The organism is Terrabacter sp. 2YAF2 (assembly GCF_052114705.1).
Lineage (GTDB): Bacteria > Actinomycetota > Actinomycetes > Actinomycetales > Dermatophilaceae > Terrabacter.
The window spans coordinates 60,633-76,218 of the sequence record NZ_JBFRFG010000008.1; the positions used below are offsets into that span (position 1 = coordinate 60,633).

Annotated in this window: 14 protein-coding genes, 1 tRNA gene and 1 pseudogene; 5 read left to right on the forward strand and 11 right to left on the reverse strand. The window is 69.3% G+C overall.

Translation table 11 applies throughout. The features are described from left to right. The first annotated feature begins 124 nt into the window (after positions 1 to 124). Positions 125 to 1,693: an LCP family protein gene (locus tag AB4030_RS11585; protein ID WP_442279371.1), complete on the forward strand. Its 1,569-nt coding sequence runs from the start codon at positions 125 to 127 to the stop codon at positions 1,691 to 1,693. 166 nt (positions 1,694 to 1,859) lie between these two features. Here AB4030_RS11585 and AB4030_RS11590 read toward each other — a convergent pair whose 3' ends face one another. The 5 genes from AB4030_RS11590 to cysK all read right to left on the reverse strand — a co-directional run bounded on the left by AB4030_RS11590 (position 1,860) and on the right by cysK (position 5,495). Then, positions 1,860 to 2,063 (reverse strand): cold-shock protein, encoded by a 204-nt coding sequence (locus AB4030_RS11590; protein WP_030200907.1) that lies wholly within the window; start codon positions 2,061 to 2,063, stop codon positions 1,860 to 1,862. 226 nt (positions 2,064 to 2,289) lie between these two features. Continuing rightward, complete coding sequence (folP, locus tag AB4030_RS11595) at positions 2,290 to 3,216, reverse strand: dihydropteroate synthase (RefSeq protein WP_442279460.1); 927 nt, start codon at positions 3,214 to 3,216, stop codon at positions 2,290 to 2,292. A 491-nt stretch (positions 3,217 to 3,707) separates the two neighbouring features. Further along, positions 3,708 to 3,798 (reverse strand) — tRNA-Ser (locus tag AB4030_RS11600). A gap of 28 nt (positions 3,799 to 3,826) precedes the next feature. Further along, positions 3,827 to 4,528 (reverse strand): serine O-acetyltransferase EpsC, encoded by a 702-nt coding sequence (gene epsC / locus AB4030_RS11605; RefSeq protein ID WP_442279372.1) that lies wholly within the window; start codon positions 4,526 to 4,528, stop codon positions 3,827 to 3,829. 37 nt (positions 4,529 to 4,565) lie between these two features. Then, positions 4,566 to 5,495: a cysteine synthase A gene (gene cysK / locus AB4030_RS11610; RefSeq protein ID WP_442279373.1), complete on the reverse strand. Its 930-nt coding sequence runs from the start codon at positions 5,493 to 5,495 to the stop codon at positions 4,566 to 4,568. A gap of 251 nt (positions 5,496 to 5,746) precedes the next feature. Here cysK and AB4030_RS11615 point away from each other — a divergent pair, with 251 nt between their 5' ends. From AB4030_RS11615 to AB4030_RS11625, 3 genes are all read left to right on the forward strand, one after another. Next, positions 5,747 to 8,095: a heterodisulfide reductase-related iron-sulfur binding cluster gene (locus AB4030_RS11615; protein WP_442279374.1), complete on the forward strand. Its 2,349-nt coding sequence runs from the start codon at positions 5,747 to 5,749 to the stop codon at positions 8,093 to 8,095. 166 nt (positions 8,096 to 8,261) lie between these two features. After that, positions 8,262 to 9,197 (forward strand): glycosyl hydrolase family 28-related protein, encoded by a 936-nt coding sequence (locus AB4030_RS11620; protein WP_442279375.1) that lies wholly within the window; start codon positions 8,262 to 8,264, stop codon positions 9,195 to 9,197. A 213-nt stretch (positions 9,198 to 9,410) separates the two neighbouring features. Continuing rightward, entirely contained in the window at positions 9,411 to 10,169 is a 759-nt protein-coding gene (locus AB4030_RS11625) for a hypothetical protein (RefSeq protein WP_442279376.1), read from the forward strand. On the opposite strand, the pseudogene AB4030_RS11630 reads toward AB4030_RS11625, so the two are convergent. Further along, positions 10,160 to 10,582 (reverse strand): annotated as a pseudogene (locus tag AB4030_RS11630) (DUF779 domain-containing protein). The gene AB4030_RS11625 and the pseudogene AB4030_RS11630 overlap by 10 nt on opposite strands. Positions 10,583 to 10,795: 213 nt before the next feature. On the opposite strand from AB4030_RS11630, the gene AB4030_RS11635 reads away from it, so the two are divergent. Continuing rightward, the gene (locus tag AB4030_RS11635) at positions 10,796 to 11,539 is read left to right on the forward strand and encodes a hypothetical protein (protein WP_442279377.1); all 744 of its coding nucleotides are present in this window, start codon (positions 10,796 to 10,798) and stop codon (positions 11,537 to 11,539) included. A gap of 126 nt (positions 11,540 to 11,665) precedes the next feature. Here the strand turns inward: AB4030_RS11635 and rpmG are convergent, their stop codons facing one another. The 5 genes from rpmG to AB4030_RS11660 all read right to left on the reverse strand — a co-directional run bounded on the left by rpmG (position 11,666) and on the right by AB4030_RS11660 (position 15,563). Beyond that, positions 11,666 to 11,833, reverse strand: coding sequence for a 50S ribosomal protein L33 (gene rpmG, locus AB4030_RS11640; protein WP_020143871.1), 168 nt, complete (start codon positions 11,831 to 11,833; stop codon positions 11,666 to 11,668). 169 nt (positions 11,834 to 12,002) lie between these two features. Continuing rightward, the gene (locus tag AB4030_RS11645) at positions 12,003 to 12,935 is read right to left on the reverse strand and encodes an ABC transporter substrate-binding protein (RefSeq protein ID WP_442279378.1); all 933 of its coding nucleotides are present in this window, start codon (positions 12,933 to 12,935) and stop codon (positions 12,003 to 12,005) included. Next, complete coding sequence (locus AB4030_RS11650; protein WP_442279379.1) at positions 12,932 to 13,801, reverse strand: ABC transporter permease; 870 nt, start codon at positions 13,799 to 13,801, stop codon at positions 12,932 to 12,934. Before AB4030_RS11650 ends, AB4030_RS11645 begins: the two co-directional genes overlap by 4 nt. Continuing rightward, positions 13,798 to 14,439, reverse strand: a complete 642-nt coding sequence (locus AB4030_RS11655) for an ABC transporter permease (RefSeq protein WP_442279380.1) — start codon at positions 14,437 to 14,439, stop codon at positions 13,798 to 13,800. Before AB4030_RS11655 ends, AB4030_RS11650 begins: the two co-directional genes overlap by 4 nt. After that, entirely contained in the window at positions 14,436 to 15,563 is a 1,128-nt protein-coding gene (locus tag AB4030_RS11660) for an ABC transporter ATP-binding protein (protein ID WP_442279381.1), read from the reverse strand. The genes AB4030_RS11655 and AB4030_RS11660 overlap by 4 nt, the downstream gene beginning before the upstream one ends. Positions 15,564 to 15,586 lie beyond the last annotated feature (23 nt).

Here is a 15,586-nt window from a genome sequence, read left to right on the forward strand (position 1 = left end):
CACCCGACCCAAACCGGGGGGCCCGTCAGCGGCGTGCCTTACCCCGCAGGATGCGGCGCATATCAGGTTGGCGAGGCACAATGTGCAGGCGGCTCGTGCGGACGGGTCGGTGAGAGAGGACTCCATGACCCAACCGAACACGCGAGGTCCGGCTGCGCCCCCGACCCGCGAGGCACTTCGACGCGAGCTCAGGTCGGGCTTCCGTCGCGCCCTCGGCCTCACCGCTCTCGGCACGGTCGTGCCCGGGGCCGGTCTGACCCGGACGCGCAGCCGAAAGATCGGTTGGGTCCTGCTCATCCTGGCCCTCGCCAGCCTCGTCGCGGGCGGCTACTACGTCGCACGACACGGCCTGACCAACACCGCACTGTCGATCGTCGCGCAGCCGACCGTGCTGCAGACCGTCGCCGTCGTGTTCGTGGTCGTCGGCATCGTGTGGTGTGGGTCCATCATCCTCACCGCGGTCCAGTCACGCCCGACCCGGCTGGACCGGGGCCGCACACGCGCGCTCGCGGCCTTCACCACGCTCATGGTCTTCCTCGTGGCGGCCTCGTCCTTCAAGTTCGCCGAGCTCACCACCATCACGAAGGACACCGTCAAGGGCGTGTTCCAGGCGGCGCCGGCGAAGCCCGGCGAGGGGGCCAAGATCGTGACGGGCGAGGACCCGTGGGCCGAGACGCCACGCGTCAACGTGCTGCTGCTCGGTTCGGACTCCGGGGTGGGCCGCACCGGCACCCGCACCGACTCCATGATCGTCGCCAGCATCGACACGAAGACGGGCCACACCGTCCTCATCTCACTGCCGCGCAACCTCGAGCGGGTCCCACTGCCGGCCTCCAGCCCCCTGCGGAACGTCTACCCGAGCGGCTCCTACGGTCGTCCGACCTGCCTGCACCAGGCAGCGAACGACGAGTGCATGCTCAACGCCATCTGGACCGAGGCGGACACGTACAAGCAGGAGCACCCCTCGGCCTACGCCGGCGAGCAGAGCGCCGGGCGCTACGAGACCCGCCAGGTGATCAGTGAGGTGCTCGGCCTCAAGATCGCCTACACCGTGGTCGTCGACCTGCACGGGTTCGAGCAGCTCGTCGATGCCATGGGTGGTGTCACCGTCAACGTGAAGCTCGGCCCGAGCGGGCGCCTGCCCATCGGGGGCTACCAGAGCCACGTCGACCCCACCAAGGTGGTGAACAACGAGGGCTGGTTCAAGGCCGGGGTCCAGAAGCTCAACGGTCACTATGCGCTGTGGTACGCCCGAGCCCGCGCCACCGACAGCGACTACTACCGGATGCAGCGCCAGCGCTGCGTCATCCGCGCGGTCGTCCAGCAGGTCAACCCCGGGGCGATGCTCGGGAAGTACGCCGAGCTGGCCAAGATCGCCAAGGACAACATCTACACCGACATCCCGGCCGACAACCTCATGGCGTTCGTGGACCTGATGGAGCGCGTGCAGAAGTCGACGATCACGAGCCTCCCCCTCACTCCCGAGGCCGGGGTGAACACGGCGCGCCCCGACTACGAGAAGATCCGCGCCATGGTCAAGGCCGCGCTTGCTCCCCCGCCTGCTCCCGCGCCCAAGCCGAGCGGCTCCCCGACCGCGACGCCGACTCCCTCCACGCCGAGCACCCCGACGCCGACCCCCTCGACGCCGTCCGGCGGGGCGACCTCGGCCCCGCCGACGGACGAGTGCGCGTGAGCTGACCTCGACCCGGTGCCGGCCCGCGACGTCCTCTGCGGGCCGGCGCCGCCGGGCCAGTCACGGCGACAACAACAACAACAACAACAAGGCCCCCCGGCCGAAGCCGGGGGGCCTTGTCACAAACGACGATGGGGTGTCGCTCGTTGCTGTTGATCCCTATCGATCAGAGCGGGCGAACTGCGTCGGCCTGCGGGCCCTTGGGACCCTGCGTGACCTCGAACTCGACTCGCTGCGCCTCTTCCAGCGAACGGTAGCCGTTCGACTGGATGGCCGAGTAGTGGACGAAAACGTCGGGGCCGCCGCCGTCCTGGGCGATGAAGCCGAAGCCCTTTTCAGCGTTGAACCACTTGACGGTGCCCTGTGCCATACGGGTAACTCTTCCTTCTTTAGCGTGTGGGACAACGCACCTCGCGCATCCCAAGCTGCCGCTTCGACCCCACTCGACGGGCGAACCCACCGATGTCGAAAAGAAATCCCGTCATCGTTGCGGATGACGGGCCCTGCTCGACGACGAGGAACTGCAACTGCAACCGCGACGAACCTAGCAGAATACCGATCGGTCGGCCCGTCAGATGACAGCATCTTCTGGGCGTTCAGGAGCCGTTGTCCCCGGCGACACGTCGGGTGCCTCGCAGCGCCAGGCGAGGTCGGCGATCTCCACGGATCGTCGCGACCATGTCGACCACCCGGCGGGTCGCCCGCACGTCGTGCGCACGGAAGACCGTGGCTCCCAGCCACGCGGCGACCGCGGTCGCCGCGAGCGACCCCTCGAGGCGTTCCTCGGCTGGCAGGTCGAGCGCCTCCCCGACGAAGTCCTTGCGCGACATCGCTTGCAGCACAGGGTAATTGAGCGCCACCACGTCAGCCGTGTGTCGTAACACCTCGAGCGAGTGCGCCGTGGTCTTGCCGAAGTCGAGCGTGGGGTCCACGAGGATCCGTTCACGAGGTATGCCGGCCAGCTCCGCCGCATGGGCGCCGTCCGCCAGGGTGCGCACGACGTCCCGCACGACGTCGAGAGGGTCGTCGCCATAGGTGACGTCGACGGGGTCGGTGCGCGGCGGCAGGCCGCCGGTATGTGAGATGACGTATCCGGCACCGAGGTCCGCTGCGACATGGACGAGGTCGGGGTCGTGTCCGGCCCAGGTGTCGTTCACGAGGTCCACGACGCCGTCGGCCTCGCGGGCGACCTCCGAACGCCACGTGTCGAGGCTCAGGAGGACGTCCGGGTGCTCCGCACGAGCCCACTGGAGGAACGGGACGACGCGGCGGATCTCCTCGTCGGCATCGACGACCTCACCCTCCTGGCCGGCCCTCACACCGCCCACGTCGACGAGGTCGGCGCCGAGCTCCACCGCATCGACGAGGGCCGCCTTGGCCGACTCCAGATCGGCGTGCCGGTTGCCGCTGAAGAAGGAGTCACGGGTTCGGTTGACGATCGCCATGACCGCGGGCGTGGCCGAGTCGAAACGCTTGCCGCGCAGGACGAGCGGCCTGGCGGAGGCGAGCTCGAGCGGAGCCAGTCGGCCGAGGACGTCGGCAGTTTCGGGCGTGGGGTCCGGGCCGGGCTGTCTGGTCACACTGTCCTATCTCACGGCCTCGCCCAAAGATCAACGACGGCGCCGAGCATGGTTGCGGAACTGTTACGATTGCGGTGCAGACAACCCCTTTGTCCCGTGCCATGAACCCCGGCTCGGTTGGGGGCTGTCCGCCGGTCCTGACCGTCCCGCAATGACGGTCGACCACCGAGCCCTCACCCATGCACGAACTGGGCTCAACCACAAGGAAACTGAATACAGAGATGTCGTACATCGTGTCGTTGTTCGCGGCCATGAACCGTCCGTCCACGTCAGTGCCGGTCGGTCAGTACAACTCCAGCACGACGTTCGAGGAGCGGCTCGGCCTGCTCTGACAACGCGTGCACGCTGGACTCGCTCGAGACCAGCGCATGAGAACAAAAGGGACTCCGGATCTCCGGAGCCCCTTTTTTCATGCCCGCGCCCGACGGCGCGCGTGGCGGAGGGCGTGGGATTCGAACCCACGATGGGCTATGAACCCATAGCGGTTTTCAAGACCGCCGCACTCGGCCACTATGCGAGCCCTCCAGTGTCCCGGGAGTCTATCCGCGGTGGGTCAGATGTAGATCGCAGGGTCGAGCCACTGGTTGGTGGCGTCGCGCTTCGGGAAGCGGATCACTGCCGGTATGCCGGTCGCCACCGCGCCTGCCGGAACGTCCTTGACGACGACGGAGTTCGCACCGATCTGCACGTCGTCACCGATGCGGACCGGGCCGAGCACGCGGGCGCCGGCGCCGATGGTGACGCGGTTGCCGACCGTGGGGTGGCGCTTGACGTGCTGCAGCGACCGGCCTCCGAGCGTGACGCCGTGGTAGAGCATGACGTCATCCCCCACCTCGGCGGTCTCGCCGATGACGACCCCCATGCCGTGGTCGATGAAGAAGCGTCGACCGAGCCGGGCCGCGGGGTGGATCTCGACGCCGGTGATGGAGCGTGCAACCGTGGCGAGCACTCGCGCCGGCAGTCGGCCGCCTGGCTGCTTCCACAGCGCATGCAGACCGCGGTGTGCCCAGACGGCGTGCAGGCCCGGCGACGTCAGCACCAGCTCGAGCCGGGAGTTCGCGGCCGGGTCTCGCGCGATGGCGCCGTCGACGTCCTCGAGGGCCCGGTCGGCGAGCTTGCGCACGAGACCGAGCGGGCCGGCATACGAACGCTCGTCGGAGACGAGACGCGCGTCCGACCCGCCGTCACCGCGCACGAGCGTCAGCGGCTTCTCGGCCGGCCTCGGCTCGTGGTCCATCTGTGGTGCGGTGCTCATGCACGAACTCCTCGGGGTGCTTGATGTGCAACGACGGTCAGTCGACGAGACCCTCGAAGAGGATGGTGGACAGGTAGCGCTCACCGAACGAGGGGATGACGACGACGATCGTCTTGCCCTTGTTCTCCTCGCGCTGCGCCACCTGGACGGCGGCCGCGATGGCAGCGCCGGAGCTGATGCCGACGAGCAGACCCTCCTCGGTCGCGGCGCGCCGGGCCCACTTCACGGACGTCTCGGCGTCGATGTCGATGACCTCGTCGTAGATCTCGGTGTCGAGGATCTCCGGGACGAAGTTGGCGCCGAGGCCCTGGATCTTGTGGGGGCCGGGCTGGCCGCCGTTGAGGATCGGCGACTCCGCCGGCTCGACGGCGATGATCTGCACGCCGGGCTTGCGGGCCTTGAGGACCTGGCCGACACCCGTGATGGTGCCGCCCGTGCCGATGCCGGCGACGACGATGTCGACCTCGCCGTCGGTGTCCTTCCAGATCTCCTCGGCGGTGGTCTTGCGGTGGATCTCGGGGTTGGCCTCGTTGGCGAACTGGCGCGCGAGCACCCCGCCACGCTCTGCGGCGATCTCGTCGGCCTTGGCGACCGCGCCCTTCATGCCGGTCGACGGATCGGTCAGGACGAGCTCGGCGCCGAAGGCCCGCAGCAGCGCGCGGCGCTCCTTGCTCATCGACTCCGGCATCGTCAGGACGACCTTGTAGCCGCGGGCTGCGCCGACCATGGCGAGCGCGATGCCGGTGTTGCCGGACGTCGCCTCGACGATCGTGCCGCCCGGCTCGAGCTCGCCGCTCGCCTCGGCCGCATCGATGATCGCGACCCCGATGCGGTCCTTGACGGAGTTGGCGGGGTTGTAGAACTCGAGCTTGGCGGCAACGGTCGCCGGCGCTCCATCCGTGACCTTGTTGAGGCGCACGAGCGGCGTGTTGCCGATCAGCTTGGTCACGTCGTCGTAGATCGGCATTGCGGTGGGCCCTTTCGGCTGAGTGCGGCGGGACGGTCTGGCGACCCGGATCGCTATCGACAACCGGGCTCTTCTTATACATATTCCAACACGTCGTTATCCAGTGCCAAGTGGCGCCCAAGATCCGGGCGCAGGCCGTCCCGCGGGCTGGGGCGCGCGTGTGCAGCACCGGGACGAAGGGGACGAGCGTCACGGCGCGACGGCCGTCACATTCACTAAGCGCTTGCTAACTCGTCAGTAGACTCCCCGGCATGAGTGCGCTCCAGATCGTCGCCGTCGTCGTCTGCCTCGGCGTGACCGCCGTGGCCGTCGCCCTGCTCGTCAAGACGGTCAACCACTTCCTCGCCACGTTCCGGCTCGGGCAGCCCGAGGACCGCGGTGACGACAAGGGGGCCCGCACCCGGACGCTGCTGCGCGAGTTCCTCGGCCACACGCGCATGTCGCGCCTGCCGGTCGTGGCGATCGCGCACTGGTTCACGATGATCAGCTTCGGGGTCCTCTTCTTCACCCTCCTCAACGCCTTCGGCCAGCTCTTCGCACCGGACTTCGTCCTGCCGGTGATCGGCCACTTCTTCCTCTACGAGTGGATCACCGACTTCTTCGCCTTCGCCGGCTTCATCTCGATCCTCGTGCTCATGGCGATCCGGCAGAAGAACCACCCGCGCTCGGCCGCCGGCGAGGACGGTCGTCGCAGCCGCTTCTTCGGATCCACCTGGTGGCAGGCGTACTACGTCGAGCTGACCATCCTCGGCGTCACCCTCTGCATCGGCCTGCTCCGTGCCCTCGAGTGGACCCTCGCCCGCAAGACGGGCACCGGCATGGACACCGCCCTGCACTTCCCGCTGACCGGCTGGATCGGCAACTTCTTCACCGGCCTGTCGATCGGGGCCATCGAGAACCTCATCGTCGTCATCGCCGCGGTCAAAATCATCATCAGCTTCGCGTGGATGATCACCATCGCCCTGCAGCCGACGATGGGCGTCGCCTGGCACCGCTTCCTCGCCTTCTTCAACATCTTCTTCAAGCGGCACCCCGAGGGCCGCACGAGCCTCGGTGAGCTGCAGCCGATCCGTGTGGGCGGCGAGGTCCTCGACTTCGAGAACGTCGACGAGCTCGACGAGGACGCCGCGCTCGGCGTCGGCAAGGTCGAGGACTTCACGTGGAAGGGCCTGCTCGACTTCACGACCTGCACCGAGTGCGGTCGGTGCCAGAGCCAGTGCCCGGCCTGGAACACCGACAAGCCGCTCAGCCCCAAGCTGCTGGTCATGACGCTGCGCGACCACGCGTACGCCAAGTCGCCGTGGCTGCTCGCCTCCGAGGAGGTGCGCGCCGGCGGCATCGAGTCGGCCGAGGGCTTCAGCGACGCCACCAAGGGCGCGGTGGCCACCGAGCAGCTCGTCGGCGAGACCGGCTACGACATCCGTCACCCGCTGACGGCCTACAACCCGCACGGGCCCGACGCCGTCATCGACGAGGACGTCCTCTGGTCGTGCACGACGTGCGGCGCCTGCGTCGAGCAGTGCCCCGTCGACATCGAGCACGTCGACGCGATCGTCGACATGCGCCGCTACAAGAACCTCATCGAGTCGGCCTTCCCCGCCGAGCTCAACGGCCTGTTCAAGAACCTCGAGAAGAACAGCAACCCGTGGGGCCTCGCGCCGCGACTGCGGATGGACTGGGCCAAGGACCTGCCCTTCGACGTCAAGCAGGTCGGCCAGGACGTCGAGGACCTGAACGAGGTCGACTACCTCTTCTGGGTCGGCTGTGCCGGCGCCTACGAGGACCGCGCCAAGAAGACGACGCGCGCCGTCGCGGAGCTGCTCGACACCGCCGGCGTCAGCTTCGCCGTCCTCGGTGACGGCGAAGCCTGCACCGGCGACTCGGCCCGCCGCGCCGGCAACGAGTTCCTCTTCCAGATGCTCGCGCAGCAGAACGTCGAGACCCTCAACGAGGTCGGCGCGACGAAGATCGTCGTCACGTGCGCCCACTGCTTCAACACGATCAAGAACGAGTACCCCCAGCTCGGCGGGCAGTACGAGGTGCTGCACCACACGCAGCTGCTCAACCGGCTCGTCCGCGAGAAGCGCCTCACGCCGGTCGCCCGACCCGGCGACGCGTCGTCGGCCGGCACCCTGACCGGAGCCGCCTCCACCGGCGCCAAGGTCACGTACCACGACCCCTGCTACCTGGGCCGGCACAACCAGGTCTACGCCCCGCCGCGGGAGCTGCTCCAGATCCTGCCCGGGGTCGAGTACGCCGAGATGGAGCGCTCGAAGGAGAAGTCGTTCTGCTGCGGCGCCGGTGGCGCCCGCATGTGGATGGAGGAGAAGCTCGGCACACGGATCAACAACAACCGCACCGAGGAGGCCCTCGCGACGGGCGCCGAGCGCATCGCCGTCGGCTGCCCCTTCTGCAAGGTCATGCTCTCCGACGGCCTCAACGCCGCCATCCAGGACGGCAAGGCCACCGACGCCGTCGAGGTCGTCGACGTCGCGCAGATGCTCCTCGCGGCCGTCCGCCGGGGCGACGGCGACGGCGGGGCGACTGAGACGCAGACGCCTGAGCCCCAGCCCGACCCGGAACCCACGCCGGTCGGCTGAGCCCGGCGGACGGCATACGTCCTCCCGTCAGCGGTCACGAAGGCCCCCTCCCCCGAGGGGGCCTTCGGCGTCCCACCGCGCGGTGCTTCGGCCTCTTGCCGGCCGCACCGTGAGAACGCTCTCACAAACTCTTGCCCAACCCGTCGCCACCGTGAAAGGTGAGCCCATGACTCAACGACGAGAACGACGCGGCCGGCCGGCCCGCGGACTCCACCTCCTGGCCATCGCGGCTCTGGCCGTCGCCACTGCAGCCGTCCCGACTGTTGCCGCCGCCGGAGCCGGAGCGGCTCCGGCCCCGTCGTCCGCGACCACCGCGGCCGCCAGCTCACCCGACCTCGGTGCGGGCACGCTCGTGCTCGACCCGTCCATGTCGATCCCCGACATCCAGGCCAAGGTGGACGCGATCGCCGCCGCCCAGATGTCCAACGAGATGGGTCCCGAGCGCCACGCCATCCTCTTCAGGCCCGGCACCTACGGCTCCGCCGACCAGCCACTGAACTTCCCGGTCGGCTACTACACCGAGGTCGCCGGTCTCGGGAAGAATCCGGGCGACGTCGTCATCAACGGCTCGGTCTACGTGCGCAACCAGTGCCGGCCGAGCGGGTGCATCGCACTCGACAACTTCTGGCGCTCGATGTCCAACCTGACGATCAACGTGACCAACCCGGACGCCGGCTGCTACAGCGGCCAGTTCTGGGCCGTGTCGCAGGCGGCGCCGCTGCGTCGGGTGCACGTCAAGGGCCTGACGACGCTGATGGACTACTGCACCGGTCCGTCGTTCGCCAGTGGCGGCTTCATCGCCGACTCGAAGTTCGACGGGACCGTCGTCAACGGGTCGCAGCAGCAGTTCTTCACGCGCAACAGCACCGTCGGCACGTGGACCAACGGCGTCTGGAACCAGGTCTTCTCCGGCGTCGAGGGTGCCCCCGCCGAGTGCTTCCCCGCCGCCACGGCGTGCGGCGGCCCGTACACGACCGTGGCCAAGACCTCGGTGAGCCGCGAGAAGCCCTACCTCTACGTCGACGAGTCGGGGGGCTACCGCGTCTTCGTGCCGTCGGCCGCGACCGACACCAGCGGGGTCTCCTGGGCGGCGTCCGGGTAGACGCCCGGACGCTCGGTCGGCATCGGTGACTTCTACGTCGCCAAGCCGTCGGACTCGGCACAGGCGATCAACCGCGAGCTCGCCCGGGGTCGCAACCTGCTGCTCACCCCCGGCGTCTACCACCTCGACCAGACCCTGCGGGTCAAGCGGGCCGACACCGTAGTGCTGGGGCTCGGTCTGGCCAGCCTCACCCCGACCACCGGGCAGGTCGCGATGAGCGTCGCCGACGTGCCGGGCGTCGACATCGCCGGCATCACCTTCGACGCCGGGCCGGTCAACTCGCCGGTCCTGCTCCAGCTCGGCACCCAGCGTGCCGCCAAGGGACAGGGTCCGAGCCGTGCCGGGTGGAGCAGCGCCGCCGACCCGACCGCCCTGCAGGACGTCTTCTTCCGCATCGGCGGGCCCTACGTCGGCAAGGCCACGGTCAGCCTCGAGGTCAACAGCGACCATGTCGTGCTCGATGACATCTGGGCCTGGCGTGCCGATCACGGCAACGGTGTCGGCTGGACGAGCAACACCGCCGACACCGGACTCGTCGTCAACGGCGACTACGTCACTGCGACAGGGCTTTTCGTCGAGCACTACCAGAAGACCGAGGTCATCTGGAACGGTGAGCACGGGTCGGTCACGTTCTTCCAGAACGAGCTGCCCTACGACCCACCGAGCCAGGCTGCCTGGATGTCGGCGCCGGGCCACGAGGGCTACCCAGCCCTGCTCGTCGGGTCCGACGTGAAGAGCTTCTCGGGGTCCGGGATGGGCTCCTACAGCTTCTTCAACCAGGGCGTCGACATCTTCGCCGCCAACGCGTTCGAGGTGCCGACGACGCCCGGCGTGCGTCTGCACGACCTGCTGACGATCTTCCTCGACCCGTCCACCGGCAAGGGCGGCATCCGCCACGTCGTCAACGGCGTCGGCGGGTCCGCGACGATCGCCAACCCCGACACGCCTGTGACGGTCGTCGACTACCCCTGAGCCGGGCCGTCGTCCCGGCCAGACGGCATACGCGATCGTGCGGCCAGCTCGGCGGCGGTGAACAGGCGCGAGCGGATGAGAAACCGCACGCCCTCCGGCGCCTCGACGGAGAAGCCGCTCCCCCGCCCCCCGCACGACGTCGACGGTCAGGTGCGTGCGCTTCCAATCGCATACTGCGACGCCGACATCCAGAAGCCCACGGGCTCCTCGAGACCGTCGACCACCAGGTCGGCGAGGTGGACGTCGGCCTCGCTCGTGATGAAGTCGCCGACCGGGAAGCCTATGGGCGAGCTGCCGTCGCAGCAGCCGCTGGACTGGTGGAACATCAGGTGCCCGTGCAGGCTGCTAAGGCCGCGGAGCAGATCCGCCGCCTCACCGGTGAGGTCGACCCGGCTCGGGGAAGCCGAGGGCATCGGGCGAGTAGGAGACGAGCAGGTTCTTCGTCTGCTGGTAGTGGTCGAGCATCATCTGGTGGCACACACTCCGGGGCCCGTCGACAGGAGTGTGGTGGATCCGCAACCCGTACGCCCGGGTCGGGTTGGACAGAAGGGGTGGCCAAGCGGCGGATTGAGGCGCACCATGAAGGAATCCGCGCAGGATCTCGAGGGAAAGTCCGAGGAGCGACGATGTCACGACGAGCCCCCTTCGTGCCCGACGGCGTGCCGGTGCTGTCACGCGGCCGCCACCGCAGCCCCCGCAAGGGCGCCTGCTTCATGGAGATGGCCTCGTTCCTCGCCGGTGAACGCTGGAGCGACCATCCGGAGTGCACCCACCCGGTGCTCGCGACGCTCGCCCGCTGCGTCAACGACATGCTCGACGAGACTCACCGGCAGCGCCTCGTGACGATGATCCCGGAGGTGGTGGGCCTCAATCCGCATGACCCGCGCGTCGCCACGGCACTCGTGCTCACGACAGCTCGCGCGGCACTGCCCATCGCCGCGGAGGAGCGTCAGAACGTCATGGCCCTGGCGATCCTCAACGCCGAAGGCATCCTCGCCGAGCAGGACGGCCGCTCGGCCGGACAGCTCTCCCAGGCGTCACGGACCGCACTCGCGACCTCGCCGGCAGCGGAGCGCTGGGCACGGATCCATCTGGCACGCATGGGCTTCAACGCTGCAGCGGTGCGCCCCTCGAACGCGGCCAAGGTCGTCGCCCTGGCCGTCGACGGCATCGCGCGGGCCTGCGTCGACGACCCCGAGGAGCGCCTTGTCAGGCTGCTGCGCGACGGCATCGACGTCGTCGCGGCCTTCTCCCCGCTCGCCCCGCCTCTCGCCCCGGCTGTCGTCCCGTGGGTGGCGCCGACCACGAGACCGGCCAGGACGTCGCCCAGCGCGCCCGCCGACCAGCAGGCCCGGACGCTCGCCCGCTGACCCGCTGTTCGCCCAAGATCGAAAGAGCAGTTCGTCGGCCGTCCCGTGGGCTCGAGACCCAGGAACTCGGCGACGAACTGCTCTTTGGATTGCGGTCTTTTCCGACGAACTGCTCTTTCGATCAGGTCAGCGGGTCTCGCGGAAGTCGACGTGCTCGCGAGCGACGGGGTCGAACTTGCGCAGCACCATGCGGTCCGGGTTGCTGCGCCGGTTCTTGCGGGTCACGTAGCTGTACCCGGTACCGGCGGTCGAACGCAGGGTGACGACGGGGCGCAGGTCGGTGCGCTTGGCCATTGAGTGCTCCTTGGGTCTCGGTGTCACGACGTTTCGTGACAGGAATGAGAACCGTTATCGTCCCCCGGGCATTCCCTGACATCACGGGGACTGCCCGTGACCGGCATGACGAAGGCCCCCGCAGCCGCGGGGGCCTTCGTGCTGTCCTGTCGGACGAGGCGGTGTCAGGTCAGGCGAGCCCGGCGCTCGCGAGCCACGTCTTGGCCACCTCGCTCGCGTCCTTCTTGTCGACGACGACCTGCTTGACCATGTCGGCGAGAGCCGCCGTGTCGAGCTTGGCCGAGACCGAGTTGAGAACGGTCTTGACGCTGTCGGCCTTCTCGGTCCGGACCAGCGGCACGACGTTGTCCGAGCCGAAGAGGCTCTGCGGGTCAGCGAGCACGACGAAGCCGTTGGCTGCGATCGACGGGTCGGTGCTGAAGATGTTGGCCGCCTTGACCTGGCCGTTCTTCAGAGCTTCGACCGTCGCCTGGCTCTGCAGCGGGCGGAACTCCTTGGGCGTGATGTTGTAGACCGACTTCAGGCCCACGAGGCCCTGCTGACGGGTCTTGAACTCCGGCGGAGCTCCGATCGTCAGGTCGCCCTGGTGGGCGGCCAGGTCGGGGATCGCCTTGAGCGACCACTCGCTGGCGGTCTGCTTCGTCACAGCGAGCGAGTTCTTGTCCTCGGCGGCGGACTTGTCGAGCACCGTGAGTCCCTGCGGGACCGCCTTCTGGAGGGCGGCGTAGACCTCGTCGGGCTGCACGACCTTGGCGTTCTTGTCGTAGTAGTTGAGCAGGGAGCCGGTGTACTCGGCGAGCACGTCGACCTCGCCCCCGGTGATGGCCTTGAGGTAGGTCTCACGGCTGCCGATGTTGAACTGGCGCGTCACCTTGGTGCCCTTCGCCTCGAGCGCCTGGGCGTAGATCTCGCCGAGCAGGGCGGCCTCGGGGAAGTCGGCAGAGCCGATCTTGATCGAGCCGGCGGCACCGGTCGAGCCGCCGGTCGAACCTGCTGCGGGGCTCGAGGCCGGGGTGAGCGGGTTGCCGCCGCCACCGCAGGCGGCCAGCGGCACGACAGCGGCGAGCAGCAGGCCCGCGGCGAGGAAGCGCGTGCGTGTCATGTTCGGTCCCTTTCGGATGGGGTGCCCGTGGCGGCGGTCGCCTCCACAGGTCCGGAACTGCCAGTGCCGCCGGAGCCGACGACGGCGGCCTGCCGCGCGTCGCCGTCTGGACGGTCAGCGCCAGCGGAGTGTTGTGGGTCGGAGTGGGGATGGGCGTTTCCGGCGCGTGAACGAGCAACACGCGGGGCCCGGCCGGAGATTCCCGGTGAGACCGCCCATCTCTCGAGCAGGGCCAGGACGCCGTCGGCGACGAGCGCGAGGAGGGCGACGAGGATCGATCCGCAGACCATCTGGACGTAGTCGCGCGAGGCCAGACCGTCGATGAGGTAGCGGCCCAGACCGCCGAGGCTGACGGACGCGGCGATGGTCGCGGTGGCGATCACCTGGAGGGTCGCGCTCCGCAGTCCGCTGAGGAAGAGGGGCAGCGCGCAGGGCGCCTCGACCTTCGACAGCACCTGCCACCCGGTCATGCCCATCCCGCGCGCGGCATCACGCGCCGCGGGCTCGACGCTGTCGATGCCGGCGTAGGTGCCCGACAGCAGCGGCGGGATCGCGAGCAGCACGAGCACCGTGATGCTCGGGATCACGAAGGCGAGGTCGCTGCTGATGAGCGGCCCGACGAACATCGACACGGCGAAGAGCAGGCCGAGCGTCGGGATGGCCCGGGCGGCGTTGGCACCAGTGACGAGCCACCGCAGACGACCCGAGTGCCCTACCCACGCGCCGAGCGGCACGGCAATGGCGAGGGCGATGACCAGGGTCAGGCCGGTGTAGAAGAGGTGCTCTAGCAGGCGGTTGGGCACGCCGTCGGTGCCCTGCCAGTTGGCCGGGTCGGTGAACCAGGCCCAGATGGTCGCGAGGCTCATGCGGGCACCGCCCGGGTCCACGGCGTCAGCACCCGCGAGACGACCTGGATGACGAGGTCGAAGACGAGGGCAAGGAGCAGGCAGGCGACGATGCCGACCCACACCTCGGTCGGGAACGAGCGGGCGTAGCCGTCGGTGAGGAAGTAGCCGAGCTGGGAGATGCCGATGAGCGAGGCCACGCTGACGATGCTGACGTTGCTCACTGCGGCCACGCGCAGGCCGGCCGCGATGACCGGCACGGCGAGCGGGAGGTCGACGGCACGGAAGCGCGCGAACGAGCCGTAGCCCATCGCGATGGCGGCCTGCCGCGTGGACGCGTCGACCGACGAGAGGCCGTCGGCGACGGTGCGGGTCAGCAGGGCCACGGTGTAGACGGTCATGGCCACGATGACGTTGACGGGGTCGAGGATCTTCGTGCCCAGCAGCGGGGGCAGGAGGATGAAGAGCGCGAGCGACGGGATCGTGTAGAGCAGACCCGTGGTCGTCAGCACGGTGGCTCGAAGACCCGGCCGGCGGGCGGCGAACCAGCCGAGGGGCACGGCGATGACGAGCCCGAGCACGAGCGGCAGCCCCGCGAGCCAAGCGTGCTGGGCCGCTCGCGACAGGATGTCGCCGATGTGGTCGAAGGCCCAGGTCACCGGGTGACCGCCCCCTCGTGACGTCGCGCCTCGATCGCGGGGATCACGTCTGCAGCACGGATGGTGCCCACCAGACGGCCGTCGTCGTCGGCCACGACGCCCCGACCGCTCGGCGAGGAAAGAGCCGCATCGAGCAGGGCCCGGAGCGATCCGGAGGTCGACGCGACGGTGCCGCCCCGGTGCAGGACCGTGCGCGTCACCTCGGACTCGACGGCCGCTACGCGGACCCACCCGATCGGCTCGCCTGCGTCGCCGACGCAGAGCACCCACGGCGCACCGACCGCGCGGACGTCGGCGGCGGTGGCCCCGAGCCGGACCGTGGGCTCGTCGGTGAGCGAGAGCTCCGGGGCGGCTGCGAAGGACAACGCGCGATAGCCCCGGTCGCGGCCGACGAAGCCGGCGACGAAGTCGTCGACCGGGTCGGCGAGCAGCTTGGCCGGCGAGTCCAGCTGTGCGAGAACGCCGCCCACGCGCAGCACGGCCACCTGGTCGCCGAGCTTGACGGCCTCGTCGATGTCGTGGGTGACGAAGAGGATCGTCTTGCCGAGCTCGGACTGCAGGCGGAGGAACTCGTTCTGGAGCTGCTCGCGAACGACGGGGTCGACGGCCGAGAAGGGCTCGTCCATGAGCATGACGGGCGGGTCCGCGGCGAGCGCCCGGGCCACGCCCACGCGCTGCTGCTGGCCACCGGACAGCTGGGCCGGGTAGCGACTCGCCATCGCCGGGTCGAGGCCGACGCGTTCGATGAGCTCCATGCCCCGTGACCGTGCGGTGCGCTTGTCGGTGCCGAGGAGGCGCGGCACGGTCGTGACGTTGTCGAGGACCGTGCGGTGCGGGAAGAGGCCGGCGTGCTGGATGACGTAGCCCATCCCGCGCCGGAGCTCGGCGACGTCGAGCTCTGCGGTGTCCCGGCCGTCGACCGAGATCGTCCCGGACGTCGGCGTGATCATCCGGTTGACCATGCGCAGCGTCGTCGTCTTGCCGCAGCCCGAGGGGCCGACGAGAACGGTGATCTTGCCGGTCGGGGCCTCGAGGGTCAGGTCGTCGACGGCGACCGTCCCCTGCTGGCCGTCGGTGCCGGACGCCTCGGCATACTGCTTGGTCACGCCCTCGAAGCGGATCATGCTCCTCAACGTACCCGCCCCCG